Here is a 17,355-nt window from a genome sequence, read left to right as displayed (position 1 = left end):
CCGTAATTAACTAACTTAACCGCTCAAATTGTTTAATATTTGCCGACGCTGGCGTTTGCACGCCGCCAGGCAGACATGTACCATAAACAAATAATAACATTTGTGATACATATCACTCTTTTTTTGGCACGGATAAGCACTACGCCTTCGGTGATTCCGCACGAGCTTCTGCATCCAGGTTATTTAATAAACGTTCTCATTATCAAATCCCGGGAATATTTTTCCCGTTTCGGCGACGGATTTTGAGAATCGACTAATATCCAAACGATAACGCGATAAATAATCACCTCGCCAACGGCGATTTTTTTGTACGACTTAATGGAATCGAACCGGCAGGTCCCGCAATGCGGAGGCTGAATGGTATCGGTTCCAGATTCGATATTGCTGGGCTTGTAACCTACAAAAGCAGCCATTTAAAATGACAGGAATGTGATAATGTCGAGTGAAAAAACCAACAGCTCGAGGCGTGATTTTTTAGTAAAATCAATGGCCTTGATTCCAACGGTCGTCATCGCTGGCGGCGGCGTCGGGGCCATTGGCGCCGCGGCTCAGGCCCAGGCATCCGATGCCGCCGCGGCGGCAAAAACGCCGGCCGGCGAGGGCTGGCAGCCGCAGTTCTTCAACGAGCAGGAGTGGGCGTTTATCAATGCCGCGGTGGCTCGCCTTATCCCGGCCGACGAGCTGGGGCCCGGCGCGCGCGAGGCGGGGGTTCCGGAGTTTATCGATCGCCAGATGAATACCCCCTATGCTACCGGTTCCATCTGGTATATGCAGGGTCCGTTTAACCCGGACGTGCCGAAAGAGATGGGCTACCAGCTTCCTCTTGTGCCAAAACAGATCTACAACCTCGGGATTGCGGACGCCGACGAATGGTGCCGCAGCCAGCATCAGAAGCCTTTTGCCGAACTGACCGCCGGGCAGCAGGACGCCGCGCTGGGCCAGTTTGAAGCGGGCAGCGCCGCGTTTAAGCAGCTGCCGTCCTCGCTGTTCTTCTCTTATCTGCTGCAAAACACCCGCGAAGGATTCTTCAGCGACCCGATTCATGGCGGCAATAAGGGCATGGTCGGCTGGACGTTGATTAATTTTCCCGGCGCGCGCGCCGACTTTATGGACTGGGTTGAACGGGGTGAACGCTATCCCCTCCCGCCGGTATCAATTAATGGGGAGAGGGCGTAACGATGGCCACCGTACTGAAAAAAACCGATGTCGCGATTGTGGGCTTTGGCTGGGTTGGCGCCATTATGGCCAAAGAGCTGACCGAAGCGGGCCTCAACGTGGTGGCGCTGGAGCGCGGCCCGATGCGCGATACCTGGCCCGATGGCGCCTATCCGCAGGTGGTCGATGAGCTGACCTACAACATTCGCCGCAAGCTGTTCCAGGACCTGTCGAAAAGCACGGTCACCATTCGCCATAATAGCGCTCAGGATGCGGTGCCGTACCGGCAGCTGGCGGCCTTCCTGCCGGGAACCGGCGTTGGCGGCGCGGGCCTGCACTGGTCCGGGGTGCACTTCCGCGTTGACCCGATTGAGCTGCGGATGCGCAGCCACTATGAGGAGCGCTACGGCAAAAGCTTTATCCCGCAGGATATGATCATCCAGGATTTCGGCGTCACCTACGACGAGCTGGAGCCGTTCTTTGATAAGGCGGAAAAGGTTTTCGGCACCTCTGGCACCGCCTGGTCGGTGAAGGGGAAGGTGGTCGGGAAGGATCGCGGCGGCAACGTCTTTGCTCCGGATCGCTCGGACGACTTCCCGCTGCCGGCGCAGAAGAATACCTGGTCGGCGCAGCTGTTTGAGAAGGCGGCGCGCGAGGTGGGCTATCACCCGTACAACCTGCCGTCGGCCAACACCTCTGACTCCTATACCAACACCTACGGCGCGCAAATGGGGCCGTGCAACTTCTGCGGCTACTGCAGCGGCTACGCCTGCTACATGTATTCCAAGGCCTCGCCAAACGTCAATATCCTGCCGGCGCTGCGCCAGGAGAAGCGCTTTGAGCTGCGCACCAACGCCAACGTGCTGAAGGTTAACCTCACCCCCGACCGGCAGCGGGCCACCGGCGTCAGCTACGTCGACGCCCAGGGGCGGGAGATGGAGCAGCCGGCCGATCTGGTTATCATCGGCGCCTTCCAGTTCCACAACGTGCACCTGATGCTGCTCTCCGGCATCGGCAAACCCTACGATCCGCAAACCGGCGAAGGGGTGGTCGGGCGCAACTTTGCCTATCAGAACATGACCACCATTAAGGCCATCTTCGATAAAGATACCGTCACCAATCCGTTTATTGGCGCCGGCGGCAACGGCGTCGGGATTGATGACTTTAACGGCGATAACTTCGATCACGGCGCCGCCGGTTTTGTCGGCGGCTCTCCGTTCTGGGTCAACCAGGCCGGGACCAAACCCATCTCCGGCCTGCCGGTTCCGCCGGGCACACCGGCGTGGGGCAGCAAGTGGAAAGCGGCGGTTGCCGACACCTATACCCACCATCTGTCGATGGACGCGCACGGCGCGCATCAATCCTACCGCCAGAACTATCTTGACCTCGATCCGAACTACAAAAACGTCTTTGGCCAGCCGCTGCTGCGCATGACCTTTGACTGGCAGGAAAACGACATCAAGATGGCGCAGTTTATGTTCGACAAGATGGCGCCGATTGCCAAAGCCATGAAGCCGAAATATATGCTCGGCAGCCCGAAAAACGCCAACAGCCACTTTGATACCACCAGCTATCAGACCACCCACATGAACGGCGGGGCGGTGATGGGCGAGAACCCGAAAACCAGCGCCGTTAACCGCTATCTGCAGAGCTGGGATGTCCACAACGTTTTCGTTATCGGCGCCTCTGCTTTCCCGCAGGGCCTGGGATATAACCCGACGGGAACCGTGGCCGCGCTGGCCTACTGGTCGGCAAAAGCGATCCGCGAACGGTACCTGAAAAACCCGGGTCCACTGGTGCAGGCATAAAGGAAGGCAAATGATGAAGATGCAATGGCTATCTGCACTGGTGCTCGGTGCGCTGAGTTTTTCCGCTTTCGCCGAGGAGGCCCCGGCCGACGGCAGCTTAATTAAACAGGGTGAGTATCTGGCGCGCGCGGGGGACTGCGTCGCCTGCCATACCAACGGTAAAGAGGGCCAGCCCTTCGCCGGCGGTCTGCCGATGGGGACGCCAATCGGCACCATCTACTCCACCAACATTACCCCGGATAAAACCCACGGTATCGGCGACTATACCTTTGAAGAGTTCGACGATGCGGTGCGTAAAGGGGTGCGTAAGGACGGCTCGACGCTCTATCCGGCGATGCCGTACCCGTCGTTCGCGCGCATCAGCGAAGCGGACATGCGGGCGATGTACGCCTACTTTATGCACGGCGTGGCGCCGGTAAACGCGGCGAATCGCGACAGCGATATCCCGTGGCCGCTCTCTATGCGCTGGCCGCTGGTGTTCTGGCGCGGGATCTTCGCGCCGGCGCCGAGCGATTTTGTTGCTAATCCGCAGGCCGACCCGCTGCTTGAGCGCGGCCGCTATCTGGTGGAGGGGCTCGGCCACTGCGGCGCCTGCCATACGCCGCGTAGCCTGACGATGCAGGAGAAGGCGCTGAGCGAAACCGAAGGCGACGATTTCCTCGCCGGCAGCAGCGCGCCGGTGGACGGCTGGGTCGCCTCGAGCCTGCGCGGCGAAAACCGCGACGGCCTCGGCAGCTGGAGCGAGGCGGAGCTGGCGGAGTTCCTGAAAACCGGCCGCAACGATAAGTCGGTGGTCTTCGGCGGCATGAGCGACGTGGTGGAGCACAGCCTGCAGTATCTCTCCGACGAGGACGTGACGGCGATTGCCCGCTACCTGAAATCCCTGCCGCCGCGCGGCGGTCAGCAGACCCCTGCGCCGGTGGAGGACAGTGTGGCGAAAGATCTGTGGAAGGGGGATGACAGCAAGCCCGGTGCGGCGCTGTACGTCGATAACTGCGCGGCCTGTCACCGTACCGACGGCGCGGGCTATAAACGCGCCTTCCCGGCGCTGAAGGGTAACCCGGTGGTGCAGACCCAGGATGCGACGTCGCTTATCCACATCATCCTGACGGGCAGCACCACGCCGGCGGTGAAAAATGCGGTCTCTAACCTGACCATGCCGCCGTTTGGCTGGCGCCTGGACGACGGGCAAGTGGCGGATGTTGTCAACTTTATCCGCACCAGCTGGGGCAACAGCGCGCCGCCGGTCACCGCCAGCGACGTGGCGAAAGTTCGCAAGGATAGGTCGATCGTGCCTGATGAGAAGGCGCTCGGCAGCGCCGACATCTCGAAGCTGCCGGTCTCCGGGCAGTAGCGGCCGGGAGTGTGCCGCTCGCGCGGCGCACTCCGCGATTGCCGCTGCCGACTATGGTCTGATTTGAAAGGGCTTGCACTCATGCTGCACGCAGAACAACTCACCTGCATCTACGACGATCGGGTGCTGTTTCAGGCGCTGACGTTAACGGTTAACCGCGGCGAAATGCTGCAGGTGTCCGGCGATAACGGCAGCGGAAAAACCTCCCTGCTGCGGCTGCTTTGCGGCCTGGCGCGGCCGGAAAGCGGCGTCGTCAGCTGGCAGGGCGAGCCGCTCTCGTCGGTGCGCGACGCCTTCCATCAGCAGCTGCTGTGGTGCGGGCACCGGCCCGGCGTCAAGGCGGCGCTGACGGCGGATGAAAACCTGCGCTTCTTCTTTGCGCAAACCAGCCCGCGGGCGCGGGAAGAGGCGCTGGCGGCAATGGGGCTGGCGGGCTACGAGGACGTGGCGCTGAGCCAGCTCTCGGCCGGGCAGCAGCGCCGGGTGGCGCTGACGCGCCTGTGGCTGACTTCGGCGACCCTGTGGATCCTCGACGAGCCGTTTACCGCCCTTGACGCCACGGCGGTGGAGCGGCTGACCCGACGCCTGGAGCAGCACGTGCAGGCGGGGGGCAGCGTCATTCTCACCACCCATCAGCCGCTGCGGGCGCTGGCCTGTCCCGTGCGGACGCTGCGCCTCTCCGGCGAAAGGACGGTGGGCTGATGATGCGGGCGCTGTTCTGCCGCGAAATGCGCCTCGCCTGGCGCAGCGGGGCGGAAATCCTCAATCCGCTGTGGTTTTTCCTGCTGGTTATCACCCTGTTTCCGTTCGGCGTGGGCGCGAACCCGCCGCTGCTGGCGCAGATTGCGCCGGGCGTGGTGTGGGTCGCGGCGCTGCTGGCGGCGCTGCTGGTGATGGATCGCCTGTTTCGCGATGACTGGCAGGACGGCTCCCTGGAACAGCTGCTGCTGCTGCCGACGCCGCTGGCGGCGGTGGTGCTGGTGAAGGTGGTCGCCCACTGGATAATGACCGGTCTGCCGCTGCTGATCGTCTCCCCGCTGGCGGCGCTGCTGCTGGGGATGACCGCCCACGACGCGGGCGTGCTGGCGCTGACCCTGCTGCTGGGCACGCCCACCCTGAGCTTTTTAGGCGCGGTTGGCGTGGGGCTGACGGTGGGGCTCAGGCGCGGCGGCGTGCTGCTTAGCCTGCTGGTGCTGCCGCTGTCGGTGCCGCTGTTAATCTTTGCCACCGCCGCAACGCAGGCCGCCTCTGCGGGGCTGCCGGTGGATGGCTATCTGGCGATCCTGGGGGCCTTTTTAGCCGCCAGCGCGACGCTATGCCCGTTTGCCACCGCCGCCGCGCTGAGGCTGACGGCACAATAACCCGCTGCGGTCTTTCTGACGCGGTGATAAAAAACAGTCGTGTGAGTAAACGTCTATGTGGAAAGCATTACATCAACTGGCGATCCCCGAACGGCTATACGGCCTGTGCGGGCGCTGGATCCCGTGGCTGGCGACGCTGAGCGCGCTGCTGTTAGCGGTGGGGCTGGGCTGGGGCTTTGTCTATGCGCCCGCCGACTACCAGCAGGGGGAGAGCTATCGCATCATGTATCTCCACGTCCCGGCGGCGATGGGGTCAATGGGGATCTATGCCGCGATGGCCGCGGCGGCCTTCGTCGGCATGGTCTGGCAGGTCAAAATGGCCGACCTTAGCGTTGCGGCGCTGGCGCCGGTTGGCGCCGTCTGCACCTTTATCGCGCTGGTTAGCGGCGCCGCGTGGGGCAAGCCGATGTGGGGAACCTGGTGGATCTGGGATGCCCGTCTGACCTCTGAGCTGGTGCTGCTGTTTATTTATGGCGGCATTATTGCCCTCTGGCACTCCTTCGACGATCGCCGCCTGGCGGGACGCGCCGCCGGGATCCTCGTGCTGGTCGGGGCGGTCAATCTGCCGATCGTTCACTATTCGGTCATCTGGTGGAACACCCTGCATCAGGGGTCGACCAATATGCAGCAGAGCATTGACCCCAGCATGCGCCTGCCGCTGCGCATCTGCATGCTCGGCCTGCTGTGCCTGGTTATTACCCTGACGCTGATGCGCCTGCGCAATCTGATCCTGCGCCAGGAACGCCGCCGCCCGTGGGTGGCGGCGCTGGTGAATAAAGGAGCCTCGAAATGAGTCCCGCTTTTTCCTCCTTCGCCGCGTTTCTGGCGATGGGCGGCTACGCGCCGTACGTCTGGCTGGCCGTCGCCGCCGCGCTGGCGGGCTTTGGCCTGCTGACGGCGCATACCCTGTGGCAGCGCCGGGCGCTGTTCAGTGAAGTTCGGCGCCAGCAGGCCCGCGACCGGCGGGTTGCCGCCGCACGCGTCCGTGACCGGGAGGCCGCAGATGCAGACGCGTCGTAAGAACCGCCTCTATATCGTGCTGGCGGTGGCGGCCGGGCTGGGGCTCGCCGTCAGCCTGACGCTGTACGCCCTGAGCGCCAACATCGACCTGTTCTATACCCCCGGAGAGATTATCTACGGCAAGACGGAAACCCATGAGAAGCCGCACGTCGGGCAGCGCCTGCGCATCGGCGGCTACGTTCAGCCGGGCAGCGTCAGGCGCAATGCGCAAACCCTGGACGTCAGCTTTACGCTGTATGACGCCCGCGGCGCGGTTGAGGTGAGCTATCGCGGCATTCTGCCGGATCTGTTTCGCGAGGGGCAGGGCGTGGTCGCCCAGGGCGAGCTGGATTCCCCCCGGCACATCATCGCCCGCCAGGTGCTGGCAAAGCACGATGAAAACTACACGCCGCCGGAGGTAAAGGACGCCATGAGTCCCGTGAATAAGGAGAGCCAGCCATGATGCCGGAGCTGGGCAACTATCTGCTGTGCCTCGCGGCGGGCCTGGCCCTGCTGCTGAGCGTCTATCCGCTGTGGGGCGCTTCGCGTCAGGATCGGCGCATGATGGCGCTGGCCCGCCCGCTGGCCTGCGCGCTGTTTTTCTGCATCGTCGGCGCCTTTCTGCTGCTGGTGCACGCCTTCGTGGTTAACGATTTTACCGTGCGCTACGTGGCGGAAAACTCCAACAGCGCGCTGCCGGTGTGGTATCGGGTGGCCGCGACCTGGGGCGCCCACGAGGGCTCCCTGCTGCTGTGGGTGCTGCTGCTGAGCGTCTGGACCTTTGCGGTGGCGCTGCTGAGCCGCCGCATGCCGCTCGACGCCGTCGCCAGAGTGCTGGCGGTGATGGGGATGATCGCCTTCGGCTTTCTGCTGTTTATTCTGCTCACCTCCAACCCCTTCACCCGCACGCTGCCGCTGTATCCCATCGATGGCCGGGACCTTAATCCGCTGCTGCAGGATATCGGCATGATCTTCCATCCGCCGATCCTCTATATGGGCTACGTGGGCTTCTCGGTGGCCTTTGCTTTCGCCATCGCGTCGCTGCTGGCCGGGCGGCTGGATACGGCGTGGGCGCGCTGGTCGCGGCCGTGGACCCAGGCGGCGTGGGTTTTCCTGACCCTTGGCATCGTCCTCGGGTCGGCGTGGGCCTACTACGAGCTGGGCTGGGGCGGCTGGTGGTTCTGGGACCCGGTGGAGAACGCCTCCTTTATGCCGTGGCTGGTCGGCACCGCGCTGCTGCACTCGCTGGCGGTAACGGAAAAGCGCGGCAGCTTCCGCGCCTGGACCGTACTGCTGGCGATCTCCGCCTTTTCGCTGTGCCTGCTGGGGACCTTCCTGGTGCGTTCCGGGGTGCTGGTCTCGGTCCACGCCTTCGCCTCCGACCCGACGCGCGGGCTGTTTATTCTCTCGCTGCTGGTCATTGCCATCGGCGGATCGCTGCTGCTGTACGCCATTAAGGGCGGACGGGTGCGGGCGCGCGTCGAGCATTCGCTGTGGTCGCGGGAGTCGTTCCTGCTGAGCAACAATATTCTGCTGATTGCCGCCATGCTGGTGGTGCTGCTCGGAACGCTGCTGCCGCTGGTGCATAAAGAGCTGGGGCTGGGCAGCATTTCGATTGGCGAACCCTTCTTCAACACCATGTTTACCGCCCTGATGGCGCCGTTTGCGCTGCTGCTGGGCATCGGGCCGCTGGTGCGCTGGCGGCGCGACGCTGCGGCGAAACAGCTGAAGCGCGCGGCGGCTTCAGCGGTCGTTACCCTGCTGCTGGCGCTGCTGCTGCCGTGGCTGCTGGAGGACCGCATTGCGGCGATGGCGACGCTGGGCCTGATGATGGCTATCTGGGTGCTTATTTTCTCGCTGATCGAGGTACACGAACGCGCTACCCACCGGCACGGATTCTGGCGCGGGTTAAGGACGCTCTCGCGCAGCCAGTGGGGGATGGTGCTTGGCCACGTCGGCGTGGCGGTGACGGTTATCGGCATCGCGTTCAGCCAGAGCTACAGCGTGGAGCGCGACGTGCGAATGAAGGCCGGCGACAGCATTGATATCCACCGCTACCACTTCGTTTTCGCGGGCGTGCGCAACATCGTGGGCGCCAACTGGACCGGCGGCGAAGGGGTGATTCAGGTCACCCGCGGCGGGCGGCCGGAAGCCACGCTGTATGCGCAAAAGCGCTTCTACAGCGCCAGCCGGATGATGATGACCGAAGCGGCGATTAGCGGCGGGCTAACCCGCGACCTGTACGCCGCGCTGGGCGAGGAGCTGGGCGACGGCAGCTGGGCGGTGCGCCTCTACTACAAACCCTTCGTGCGCTGGATCTGGTACGGCGGCGTGCTGATGGCGCTCGGCGGCCTGTGCTGCATGCTCGACCCGCGCTACCGGCTGCGTAAAAAGCTGCAGGAGGCGCAATGATGAACCGCAGATGGCTTTTTCTCCCGCTGGCGCTGTTCCTGGCGCTGGCGGCGGCGCTGTTCTGGCAGCTGATGCGCAACGCCGACGGCGATGACCCGACGACGCTGGAGTCGGCGCTGGTGGGCAAACCGGTGCCGGAGTTCCGCCTCGAGGCGCTGAACGTCCCGGGCCAGCTCTACGATCGCTCGGTGCTGGTCAGCGGCGGGCCGCTGCTGCTCAATGTCTGGGCGACCTGGTGCCCGACCTGTCGCGCCGAGCATCAGTTCCTTAACGGCCTGGCACAGCAGGGGGTACGCGTGGTGGGGCTGAACTACAAAGACGACCGCCGCAAAGCGGTGAGCTGGCTCGATAGCCTCGGCAATCCGTACGCCATCAGCCTGTTCGACGGCAGCGGCATGCTGGGGCTGGACCTCGGCGTTTACGGCGCGCCGGAGACCTTTCTGATCGACGGCCGGGGAATTATCCGCTGGCGGCACGCGGGGGATCTTAACGAGCGGGTCTGGCGCGAGCAGCTGCGGCCGCTGTGGGAGAAATATCGCCGGGAGTCGGCCCCATGAAGCGCCTGCTGAGCGCCGTGATGGCGCTGCTGCTGTCGGGCAGCGCGCTGGGAGCCATTGATACCTGGCAGTTTAAAAACGAGGCCCAGGAGCAGGCGTTTCGCGAGGTGACCTCCCAGCTGCGCTGTCCGAAATGCCAGAACAACAGCATCGCGGATTCGAATGCGATGATCGCCGCCGATATGCGGCTTAAGGTCTACGAGCTGCAGCAGCAGGGGCAGAGCAAGGAGCAGATCGTCGCCTATATGGTGGCCCGCTATGGCAGCTTCGTCAGCTATGAGCCGCCGCTGACGGCGGGGACGATCATGCTGTGGCTGATCCCCGGGCTGTTTGTGGCCGCGGGCGCCGGGCTGCTGGTGGCGCGCGCCAGGCGTCGCGATACCGCCGATGCGGCGCTGAGTGAACAAGAGCGCCAGCGCCTGGCGGCGTTACTGAAAAAAGGAAATGATGCATGACTGCGTTCTTAATCGTTGCCGCGCTGCTGCTGGCCGGCGCCCTTGCGCTGCTCTATCTGCCCTGGCAGGAGAAAGGGGCGATGGACCGGGATCGGCTTAACCGGGCGCTCTACCGCTCGCGCCTTGAGGAGCTGGAGCAGGAAAACGGCGCTCACCGCGAGGCGCTGGTGGTGGAGCTGCAGCGCACGCTGCTGGCGGATATCCCGGAGTCAGACGCCCGCGTTCCCCGGCCCCTTGGCCGCCGGGTGCTGCTGCCGGGAGCGCTGGCGCTGGTCTGCCTCAGCGGCGGCCTGTTTCTTAAAACCAGCGATTTCGGCCAGGTGATGCTCTGGCAGCAGGCGCAGCGCCACTATCCGGCCCTGCTGCAGCAGGTGCAAGACCCCGCCGCGGCGCCGTTGCGGATGGATGAGATCGCCGAGCTTCGGCTGGGGCTGCGCAGCCGGCTGCAGGATGATCCGCAGGATCTCGCCGGCTGGCAGCTGCTGGGGCGTATCGGCCTGTTGCTGAACGACGGCGAGACGGCGATCGGCGCGTTTGCCCGCGCCCATCGGCTGTCGGCGGACGACCCGGCGGCGACCTTCGACTACGCCAGCGCTCTGGTGCGGGCGGGGGATAGCGGGCAGATGCGGATGGGGGAGCTGCTGCTGCGCGAGCTGCATCAGCGGCAGCCGCGGAGTCTGCCGGTGCTGGAGATGCTGGCGCTGAGCGCGGTACGGAACGAGGATTATCCTCAGGCGGTTGAGGCGCTGCAGGCGCTGCTGGGGCTGTTGCCGCCGGGGGATGCCCGGCGTCGGGCGATTGAGGGGGAGCTGGCGCAGGCGCAGGGGCGGGCGCCGTAGGCTGGCGGGGGGGCTCTCACACTCCGTGGAATATTCCACGTACGCCTGGAGACTCAGCATTCCAACTTTCCAACAATAAAAATTATCGCTGGAAAAACCTCCAGCAATGGTATCGCGACTGAATGACAACGGGCTGGCAGCGAGGGGGTTAAGGCGCATCAAGAAAACTGGCGGGAACGCAGGCGCGCATCCAGGACTGGCCGCCAGGACGGCGGCCAGAGAGGCAGGTCGAGACAGGGACGTCGAGTCCTGCCCGGTCCGCCAGATGAAGCCGGAGTGGAGCGTACCGCGCAGCGGCAGTTTTCAGCGCCATGCCGGGGGCCACGGGGGGCGGGCGAAACGCCCCCCGTGCCGTTCACCCGCAGCGGGTGTGAGAAAAACCCCGGACTCATCGTGAACGGAATATTCCACGGCAGTGAAAAGGAACATTCCACCAAATGTGGGCGGATCAATCTCCCCGAATATGAACGGCCCCCACTACAGTGAACGCAATAATGTGCCGGGAATGTTCTGTGGAAGATTGGACAGGGCTGATTTGTTTGCACTTGCGGTGGGATGGGGCATAAAAAGGCCCCTGCGTTAGGGCAGGGGCAAGGCATGTCAGAGCTTAATATTATTAGTTGAATACCACGATTAGTTGAATACCATGCCGCCGTCGATCAGCAGCGATTGGCCGGTCATATAGTCGGAATCCGGGCCGGCGAGAAACGACACGCAGGCGGCGACGTCTTCAGGCTCCGACAGGCGGCCGAGGGTGATGCGTTTGGCAAACTCTGCCGTACCGTAGCCCAGCGGTTTGCCCGCCGCTTCCGAGACCTGACGGTCAATCTCCGCCCACATTGGCGTCTTAACGATCCCCGGGCAGTAGCCGTTAACGGTGATGCCCAGCGGCGCCAGATCGCGGGCGGCGGTTTGCGTCAGGCCGCGCACGGCGAATTTACTCGAGCTGTAGACCGCCAGCTCCGGGTTGCCGACGTGGCCGGCCTGGGAGCAGGCGTTGACGATCTTCCCGCCGTGCCCCTCTTTTTTGAAGGCCTCGACCGCTGCCTGCATCCCCCAGATGACGCCCTTAACGTTGATGTTATAGACCCGATCAACGGTCTCCTCGGTGATGGACTCGATCGGCGTTGACGGCGCGATGCCGGCGTTGTTGATGATAACGTCGAATCCGCCCAGGGCTTTACGCGCCTGCTCAACGGCGGCGAAAACCTGGTCCCGGCGCGAGACGTCGACCTTAATGGCCACCGCGCGGCCGCTGGCCTGGTTGATTTCAGCGGCTACCGCTGCGGCCGTAGCGTCGTTGTAATCGGCGATTGCCACGGCAAATCCATCCTTCACCAGGCGCAGGGCGATAGCTTTACCGATGCCCTGACCGGCGCCGGTGACAAGTGCGACTTTTTCCATTTTCATTTCCTTTTGTAGTGACTCACAGTATTTGGCTGAGATGGAGCTGGCCCATCAGCAGAGGGTTATCGCGATAATCGACCGGAATGGCGACGACCGCCGGGCCGTCGACGTCCATCGCCGCGCGCAGGGTCGGCTCCAGGGCGTCGGCGCTCTCTACCGCGAACCCCCTGGCCCCGAAGGCTTCGGCGTAGACTTTGAAATCGACCGGGCCGAACTCTACGCCGGAGAGGCGCTGATATTTTTTCTGTTCCTGAATCGCCACCATGTTGTAGCCGTTATCGACCCAGATGATGTGCAGAATATTGGCGTGCAGGCGCACGGCGGTCTCCAGCTCCATGCTCGACTGCAGGAAGCCGCCATCGCCGGACACCGAGACCACCTTGCGCTGCGGATTGACCAGCCACGCGCCGATTGCCCACGGCAGCGCGACGCCCATCGTTTGCTGACCGTTGGAGATCATCACCTGGCGGGCGCGGAAGCTGTAGAGGTAGCGGGCAATCCAGATATGGAAACTGCCCATATCAACGGTCAAGGTGACGTCGCTGTTGACGATATCCTGCATCGCCCGCACGATGCGCAGCGGGTGGAGCGCAAACTGATTCAGTTGCGCCCCGCGGCGGTCAAGCAGCTCCCGCTGGCGCTGGCGGTCGGCGAGGATGTCTGCCGCCTGCGGGGTTAACACCAGCCGATGCTCAATGCGCTGGCTCAGCTTCTCGAGGGTGCCGGCGATGTCGCCCACCAGCTCGATATCCGGGACGTAATTCCGCTCTTCGTAGGCCGGCAGCACGTCGATATGCACCAGGGTTGCCGTGCCGCTGTTCCACATCGCTGGTTCGTACTCAACCGGGCTATAGCCGATGCAGATGATCAGGTCCGCCTGACGCAGCAGGCGATCGCCCGCCTGGTTATTAAACAGACCTACCCGGCCGGCGAAGCGGGTGAAGTTATCCTGATTCACCGCCCCGGCGGCCTGATAGGTGCTGGTGACCGGAATATGGCTTTTTTCCAGCAGGCGGTGCAGGGCGCGGCTGCTTTCCGGCTGGCTGGCCATCAGCCCGAGCAGGAAGACAGGATTCTTCGCCGCGGCGATCGCCTGCGCCACGCCGTCAACGGCGCCATCCGGCGCGGCGCCCATCTGCGGCGCTCTGCTGGCGGGCAGCGTGCTGCCATGGGTGGGGCCGTCGACGATATCCTGCGGCAGGCTGACAAACGCGCTCCCCGGACGCCCCTGTTCGGCGGCGCGAAAGGCGTTGGAGACCACCTCGGCCAGCGCGTCGGCGGCGGTCACCTCGACGGCGTATTTGGTGACCGGGCTGAACATCGCCACGGTGTCCATGCTTTGGTGAACCAGCTTGGCCTTATCCGCGCGCTTCACCGCGCCGCCCAGCGCCACCACCGGGTCGCCTTCGCTATTGGCGGTGGCCATGCCGGTAATCAGGTTTGAGCAGCCGGGACCTGAGGTGACCAGCGCGACGCCCGCTTTACCGGTGATCCGCCCGACCGCCGCGGCCATAAAGGCGGCGTTGGCCTCGTGGCGTACCGGAATAATGCGGATTGAGGAGTCGAGGAGGGAATCAAACACCTTGTCGATTTTGGCACCGGGGATGCCGAAGACCTGGCGTACGCCCTGGGCCTCAAGCTGGCTGACGATGAGGTCGGCACCGTGGGCCCACTGACGTTCGTGACGCGGTTTGTCCATCTGAAGCTCCTTAGTTTTCTACCGCACGAATGGCGGCATCGAGATTGTCAGGATGCAGGTCGGCCTGCAGGAAAGCGCTGTCGGCCGGGAGGTCAATCATCAGCTTGTGGATCTCGCCGAAGGTCAGCACGCCGCTATCGAGCTGGTAGTCCAGCAGATGGCCGCCTCCCTGGCGATCGTCGGTAATAAAGTGCTCGTGGTAGCCGGCAACGTTGAGACCCTGCATATGCTGCGGGGTGCGAAAGCCGACCAGCGTCCCCTTGCGCTGGTTGAAGCGGAAAACCGGCTGGTCATCCAGCACGTCGGTCATCGCCCGATAGGGCGGCGTCTGCCGCGGCACGGTGCGGGTGTGGGCGTGACGAAAGTGGCCATCAATATGCAGAGCGCAGAACAGATTATCGGAGGGGATTTGCCGGTTGATAACGTCGTGCAGCTGCTGGCGGCTGACCGGGTGGTCAAAGGTTTTACGGTACTGCGGTCGGAACCAGGTCATCACCGCGAAGGGCGTTTTTTGATCCGCCCGGGCTTTACGCGCGCTGCCGTCGGCGCGCAGCTGGTAGACCTCGCTGCTAAAGGCAATCAGTTCACCATCGAGTTCGTTAAAGGTCCCGAGGCCGAAGTCGCCGTGGGTGAGCAGGTCGGCGATGGTGGTGCTCCCCTCATAGACGCCGCTCAGCAGCGCGCTCATCAGAGAGGTCTGATAGATAACGCTATCAGGATGGTGGGCAGAGAAGCCGCGTACGGTTTCGCACAGGCTCTCCTGGCAGGTGCATTCAGGATAATGATTCACAATCCACTTCCTCGTTCAACAAATATAAGAAAGATTAAATAAATGTTGACCCGATTCAGCTCACAGTTCCAATATAGAATCCATGCTGGTTTGAGACGTTTTCGATATGGAACTTCGCTATTTACGTTATTTTGTCGCCGTTGCCGAGGCGCGGAACTTCACCCGGGCGGCCCACGATCTTGGGATTTCTCAGCCGCCGTTAAGTCAGCAAATTCAGCGACTTGAGCGCGAAATAGGGACCCCGCTGCTGCGCCGTTTGACGCGAGGGGTTGAGCTGACGGAGGCCGGGGAGTCGTTCTACGTCGACGCCTGTCAGATCCTCGCCTTAAGCGATGCGGCGCTGGAAAAAACCAAGGGGATTGCGCGGGGCATGAACGGTAGCCTGGTGCCGGGGATCACCAGTTCAGCAGCTTTTCATTCGCAGATTTTCTCTTTGCTGTACCAGTTTCAGCAGCGCTATCCGTCGGTGGCCCTGCGCCAGGTCGAAGGCAATATGGCGACGCTGATGCACGCCCTGGGCGAGGCGGAGCTGGATATCGCCTTTGTGCGTCTGCCGTGTGAAAGCAGCAAGGCGTTTAATTTGCGCATTATTGCCGAGGAGCCGATGGTTATCGCGCTGCATCGCTCGCACCCGCTCTCCGGGGAAAGCGCGCTTTCTCTGGCGCAGCTGAGCGACGCGGTACCGGTTATTTTCCCGCCGGAGGTCGCGCCGGGGCTCTACGAGCAGGTTTATGATAGCTGCCGGCGTGCCGGGGTCGATATGAGCCGCGCCAGGCAATCTTCACAGCTCTCGTCTTCCATTAGCATGGTGGACGCGGGCTTCGGCTTTGCGCTGGTGCCTCAGTCGATGACCTGTATTCGCCACCCCAACGTCACCTGGCATCCCCTGCTGGACGCGGCGCTGAAGACCGAGATCGCCATCGCGTGGCGGCGTTTTGAACGCTCGCGGACGGTAAAGCGTTTTCTGGAGATGTTTTAGGCGAGAGCAGGGCTAGCAGGTATAGACGTTTGCCGCGGTTGGCCCGCGCAGGCCGTTAACCCGACGAAACTCAACGCGAATACCGGGCGTCATTGGCGTGGACTCGTTGGGGGATAATGCGGAAATATGAACCTGAACGTCTTTACGACCGTCGGAAGGGACGATAAGGCCTCTGCCGGTTTTATTATCAAAGCTTTTGACAATGCCTGTCATTTTTTGGAACAAATAAACTCCTGGTAAAAACAGGGATGCGATAACCGGGGTTATGCAAAGAAATACAATATTGAACTATTTAAAACCCGCCGGAGTGCGGGTTTTCTATTTGCCTGAACGGAATAAAACCGATTGTCTCATTCGACCCAATAATAAGAATTATCTAAATAACGGGGCAAGGCACAATCAGCGTCGGGCATTTAGGGATTAGGCGGCGTTTCTGGGTGATGACTGGAAGAGTTTGTGGCAGTAAGGGCAGATGAGCTGGGCGCCTTTTTGTACTCGGCTAAAGCTATGTTCTGATTCCTGGGAGCAGTTAGGGCAGGAGCATTTTACAAGGTAATTACGGCGAGTTTTCGAGTCTTTTCGATCTGACATATGATTTTTTCCTGATGTAATGGCCGGCAACCATACATCATTCTGCTATCAATAGCTCGAAATGATTTCGCCGCGGGCAAATAAGCGTCTGATTGGTCAAGGCTATTTACGCAATCCCGGCGGGGCAGGAGGACGATGCGGCAGCCACGTCCTCCGCCCCGCGACGGCTATTGCGCGACCCAGCCGCCGTCCATATTCCACGCGGCGCCGCGCACCTGGGCGGCGGCATCGCTGCACAGGAATAGCGCCATTTCCCCTAGCTGCTCCGGGGTAACGAACTCGCCGGAGGGCTGCTTTTCGGCCACCAGCTGCTCTCTGGCCAGCTGCGGGTCCGTGCCTTCGGCGATGCGTCGGTCGATCTGCTGCTGCACCAGCGGGGTCAGCACCCAGCCGGGGCAGATTGCATTGCAGGTGATGCCGGTTCTGGAGGTCTCCAGCGCCAGGGTTTTGGTCAAGCCGATGGCTCCGTGCTTGGCCGCCACGTAGGCCGACTTATCCTTAGAGGCTACCAGACCGTGCACCGAGGCGATGTTGATAATTCGTCCCCAGTTGCGTTCGCGCATGCGCGGCAGCGCCAGCCGGCTGGTGTGGAAAATGCTCGACAGGTTAATGGCGAGAATATCGTCCCATTTCTCGACGGCGAAGGACTCGACCGGCGCGACGTGCTGAATACCGGCGTTGTTAACGACGATATCGACGCCGCCAAACTCGCGTTCGGCCCAGGCGAACATCGCTTCGATTTGGCCTACGTCGCGCAGGTCGGCGTCGTGGTAGCCCGGCGCGAGCCCCAGCTGCGCGACCTCGGCGCAGGCGGCCTGGCTATCGCCAAAGCCGTTGAGGAGGGTCTGCGCTCCGGCTTTCGCCAGCACCCGGGCGATCCCTAAACCAATGCCGCTCGTTGAGCCGGTGATCAGCGCGACTTTACCTTGAAGATTCATCTTATTTTCCT

At 62.6% G+C, this 17,355-nt stretch carries 19 protein-coding genes; 13 read left to right on the top strand and 6 right to left on the bottom strand.

Features of this window, described 5'->3' with window-relative positions; genetic code table 11:
- The first annotated feature begins 432 nt into the window (after nt 1–432).
- The 12 genes from EDF75_RS06940 to ccmI all read left to right on the top strand — a co-directional run bounded on the left by EDF75_RS06940 (nt 433) and on the right by ccmI (nt 10,940).
- Nucleotides 433–1,176, top strand: coding sequence for a gluconate 2-dehydrogenase subunit 3 family protein (locus tag EDF75_RS06940; RefSeq protein WP_166646160.1), 744 nt, complete (start codon nt 433–435; stop codon nt 1,174–1,176).
- 2 nt (nt 1,177–1,178) lie between these two features.
- Nucleotides 1,179–2,963, top strand: a complete 1,785-nt coding sequence (locus EDF75_RS06935; protein WP_041145984.1) for a GMC family oxidoreductase — start codon at nt 1,179–1,181, stop codon at nt 2,961–2,963.
- A 10-nt stretch (nt 2,964–2,973) separates the two neighbouring features.
- Nucleotides 2,974–4,317, top strand: a complete 1,344-nt coding sequence (locus tag EDF75_RS06930; protein WP_161795704.1) for a c-type cytochrome — start codon at nt 2,974–2,976, stop codon at nt 4,315–4,317.
- Between the two features lie 81 nt (nt 4,318–4,398).
- The gene (gene ccmA, locus EDF75_RS06925) at nt 4,399–5,019 is read left to right on the top strand and encodes a cytochrome c biogenesis heme-transporting ATPase CcmA (RefSeq protein WP_133598105.1); all 621 of its coding nucleotides are present in this window, start codon (nt 4,399–4,401) and stop codon (nt 5,017–5,019) included.
- A complete protein-coding gene (gene ccmB, locus EDF75_RS06920) occupies nt 5,019–5,678 on the top strand; it encodes a heme exporter protein CcmB (protein WP_133598103.1) in 660 nt (219 codons plus the stop codon). Before ccmA ends, ccmB begins: the two co-directional genes overlap by 1 nt.
- A gap of 55 nt (nt 5,679–5,733) precedes the next feature.
- On the top strand, nt 5,734–6,471 hold the full coding sequence (locus EDF75_RS06915; RefSeq protein ID WP_133598101.1) for a heme ABC transporter permease: 738 nt from the start codon (nt 5,734–5,736) through the stop codon (nt 6,469–6,471).
- Entirely contained in the window at nt 6,468–6,698 is a 231-nt protein-coding gene (ccmD, locus tag EDF75_RS06910) for a heme exporter protein CcmD (RefSeq protein ID WP_133598099.1), read from the top strand. The genes EDF75_RS06915 and ccmD overlap by 4 nt, the downstream gene beginning before the upstream one ends.
- Nucleotides 6,682–7,140 carry a cytochrome c maturation protein CcmE gene (gene ccmE / locus EDF75_RS06905; protein WP_128877987.1) on the top strand — a complete coding sequence of 153 codons (459 nt, stop codon included), beginning with the start codon at nt 6,682–6,684 and terminating at the stop codon, nt 7,138–7,140. Before ccmD ends, ccmE begins: the two co-directional genes overlap by 17 nt.
- Complete coding sequence (locus EDF75_RS06900) at nt 7,137–9,089, top strand: heme lyase CcmF/NrfE family subunit (protein WP_133598097.1); 1,953 nt, start codon at nt 7,137–7,139, stop codon at nt 9,087–9,089. The genes ccmE and EDF75_RS06900 overlap by 4 nt, the downstream gene beginning before the upstream one ends.
- Nucleotides 9,089–9,646 carry a DsbE family thiol:disulfide interchange protein gene (locus EDF75_RS06895; protein ID WP_133599400.1) on the top strand — a complete coding sequence of 186 codons (558 nt, stop codon included), beginning with the start codon at nt 9,089–9,091 and terminating at the stop codon, nt 9,644–9,646. Before EDF75_RS06900 ends, EDF75_RS06895 begins: the two co-directional genes overlap by 1 nt.
- Nucleotides 9,643–10,101: a cytochrome c-type biogenesis protein gene (locus EDF75_RS06890; protein ID WP_133598095.1), complete on the top strand. Its 459-nt coding sequence runs from the start codon at nt 9,643–9,645 to the stop codon at nt 10,099–10,101. Before EDF75_RS06895 ends, EDF75_RS06890 begins: the two co-directional genes overlap by 4 nt.
- On the top strand, nt 10,098–10,940 hold the full coding sequence (gene ccmI, locus EDF75_RS06885) for a c-type cytochrome biogenesis protein CcmI (protein WP_133598094.1): 843 nt from the start codon (nt 10,098–10,100) through the stop codon (nt 10,938–10,940). Before EDF75_RS06890 ends, ccmI begins: the two co-directional genes overlap by 4 nt.
- Before the next feature lie 633 nt (nt 10,941–11,573).
- Here the strand turns inward: ccmI and EDF75_RS06880 are convergent.
- Genes EDF75_RS06880 through budA form a run of 3 tightly spaced genes read right to left on the bottom strand, consistent with a single transcriptional unit; the run spans nt 11,574 to nt 14,836 of the window.
- Nucleotides 11,574–12,344 (bottom strand): (S)-acetoin forming diacetyl reductase, encoded by a 771-nt coding sequence (locus EDF75_RS06880; protein ID WP_133598092.1) that lies wholly within the window; start codon nt 12,342–12,344, stop codon nt 11,574–11,576.
- A 22-nt stretch (nt 12,345–12,366) separates the two neighbouring features.
- Nucleotides 12,367–14,046, bottom strand: coding sequence for an acetolactate synthase AlsS (gene alsS, locus EDF75_RS06875; RefSeq protein ID WP_133598091.1), 1,680 nt, complete (start codon nt 14,044–14,046; stop codon nt 12,367–12,369).
- A gap of 10 nt (nt 14,047–14,056) precedes the next feature.
- Entirely contained in the window at nt 14,057–14,836 is a 780-nt protein-coding gene (budA, locus tag EDF75_RS06870; protein WP_045858713.1) for an acetolactate decarboxylase, read from the bottom strand.
- Nucleotides 14,837–14,942: 106 nt separating this feature from the next.
- Here budA and EDF75_RS06865 point away from each other — a divergent pair, with 106 nt between their 5' ends.
- Complete coding sequence (locus EDF75_RS06865) at nt 14,943–15,815, top strand: LysR family transcriptional regulator (RefSeq protein WP_133598089.1); 873 nt, start codon at nt 14,943–14,945, stop codon at nt 15,813–15,815.
- Nucleotides 15,816–15,827: 12 nt separating this feature from the next.
- On the opposite strand, the gene cspF is transcribed toward EDF75_RS06865, so the two are convergent.
- The 3 genes from cspF to EDF75_RS06855 all read right to left on the bottom strand — a co-directional run bounded on the left by cspF (nt 15,828) and on the right by EDF75_RS06855 (nt 17,344).
- Complete coding sequence (gene cspF / locus EDF75_RS06860; protein WP_133598088.1) at nt 15,828–16,040, bottom strand: cold shock-like protein CspF; 213 nt, start codon at nt 16,038–16,040, stop codon at nt 15,828–15,830.
- 195 nt (nt 16,041–16,235) lie between these two features.
- Entirely contained in the window at nt 16,236–16,406 is a 171-nt protein-coding gene (locus EDF75_RS27270; protein WP_217698331.1) for a YnfU family zinc-binding protein, read from the bottom strand.
- A 167-nt stretch (nt 16,407–16,573) separates the two neighbouring features.
- Entirely contained in the window at nt 16,574–17,344 is a 771-nt protein-coding gene (locus tag EDF75_RS06855) for a 3-hydroxybutyrate dehydrogenase (protein WP_133598086.1), read from the bottom strand.
- Nucleotides 17,345–17,355 lie beyond the last annotated feature (11 nt).

Source organism: Klebsiella sp. BIGb0149, assembly GCF_004362605.1.
GTDB lineage: Bacteria > Pseudomonadota > Gammaproteobacteria > Enterobacterales > Enterobacteriaceae > Klebsiella > Klebsiella terrigena.
Note: the sequence above shows the minus strand (reverse complement) of the source record. Positions and strands in the feature narration are given on the sequence as shown.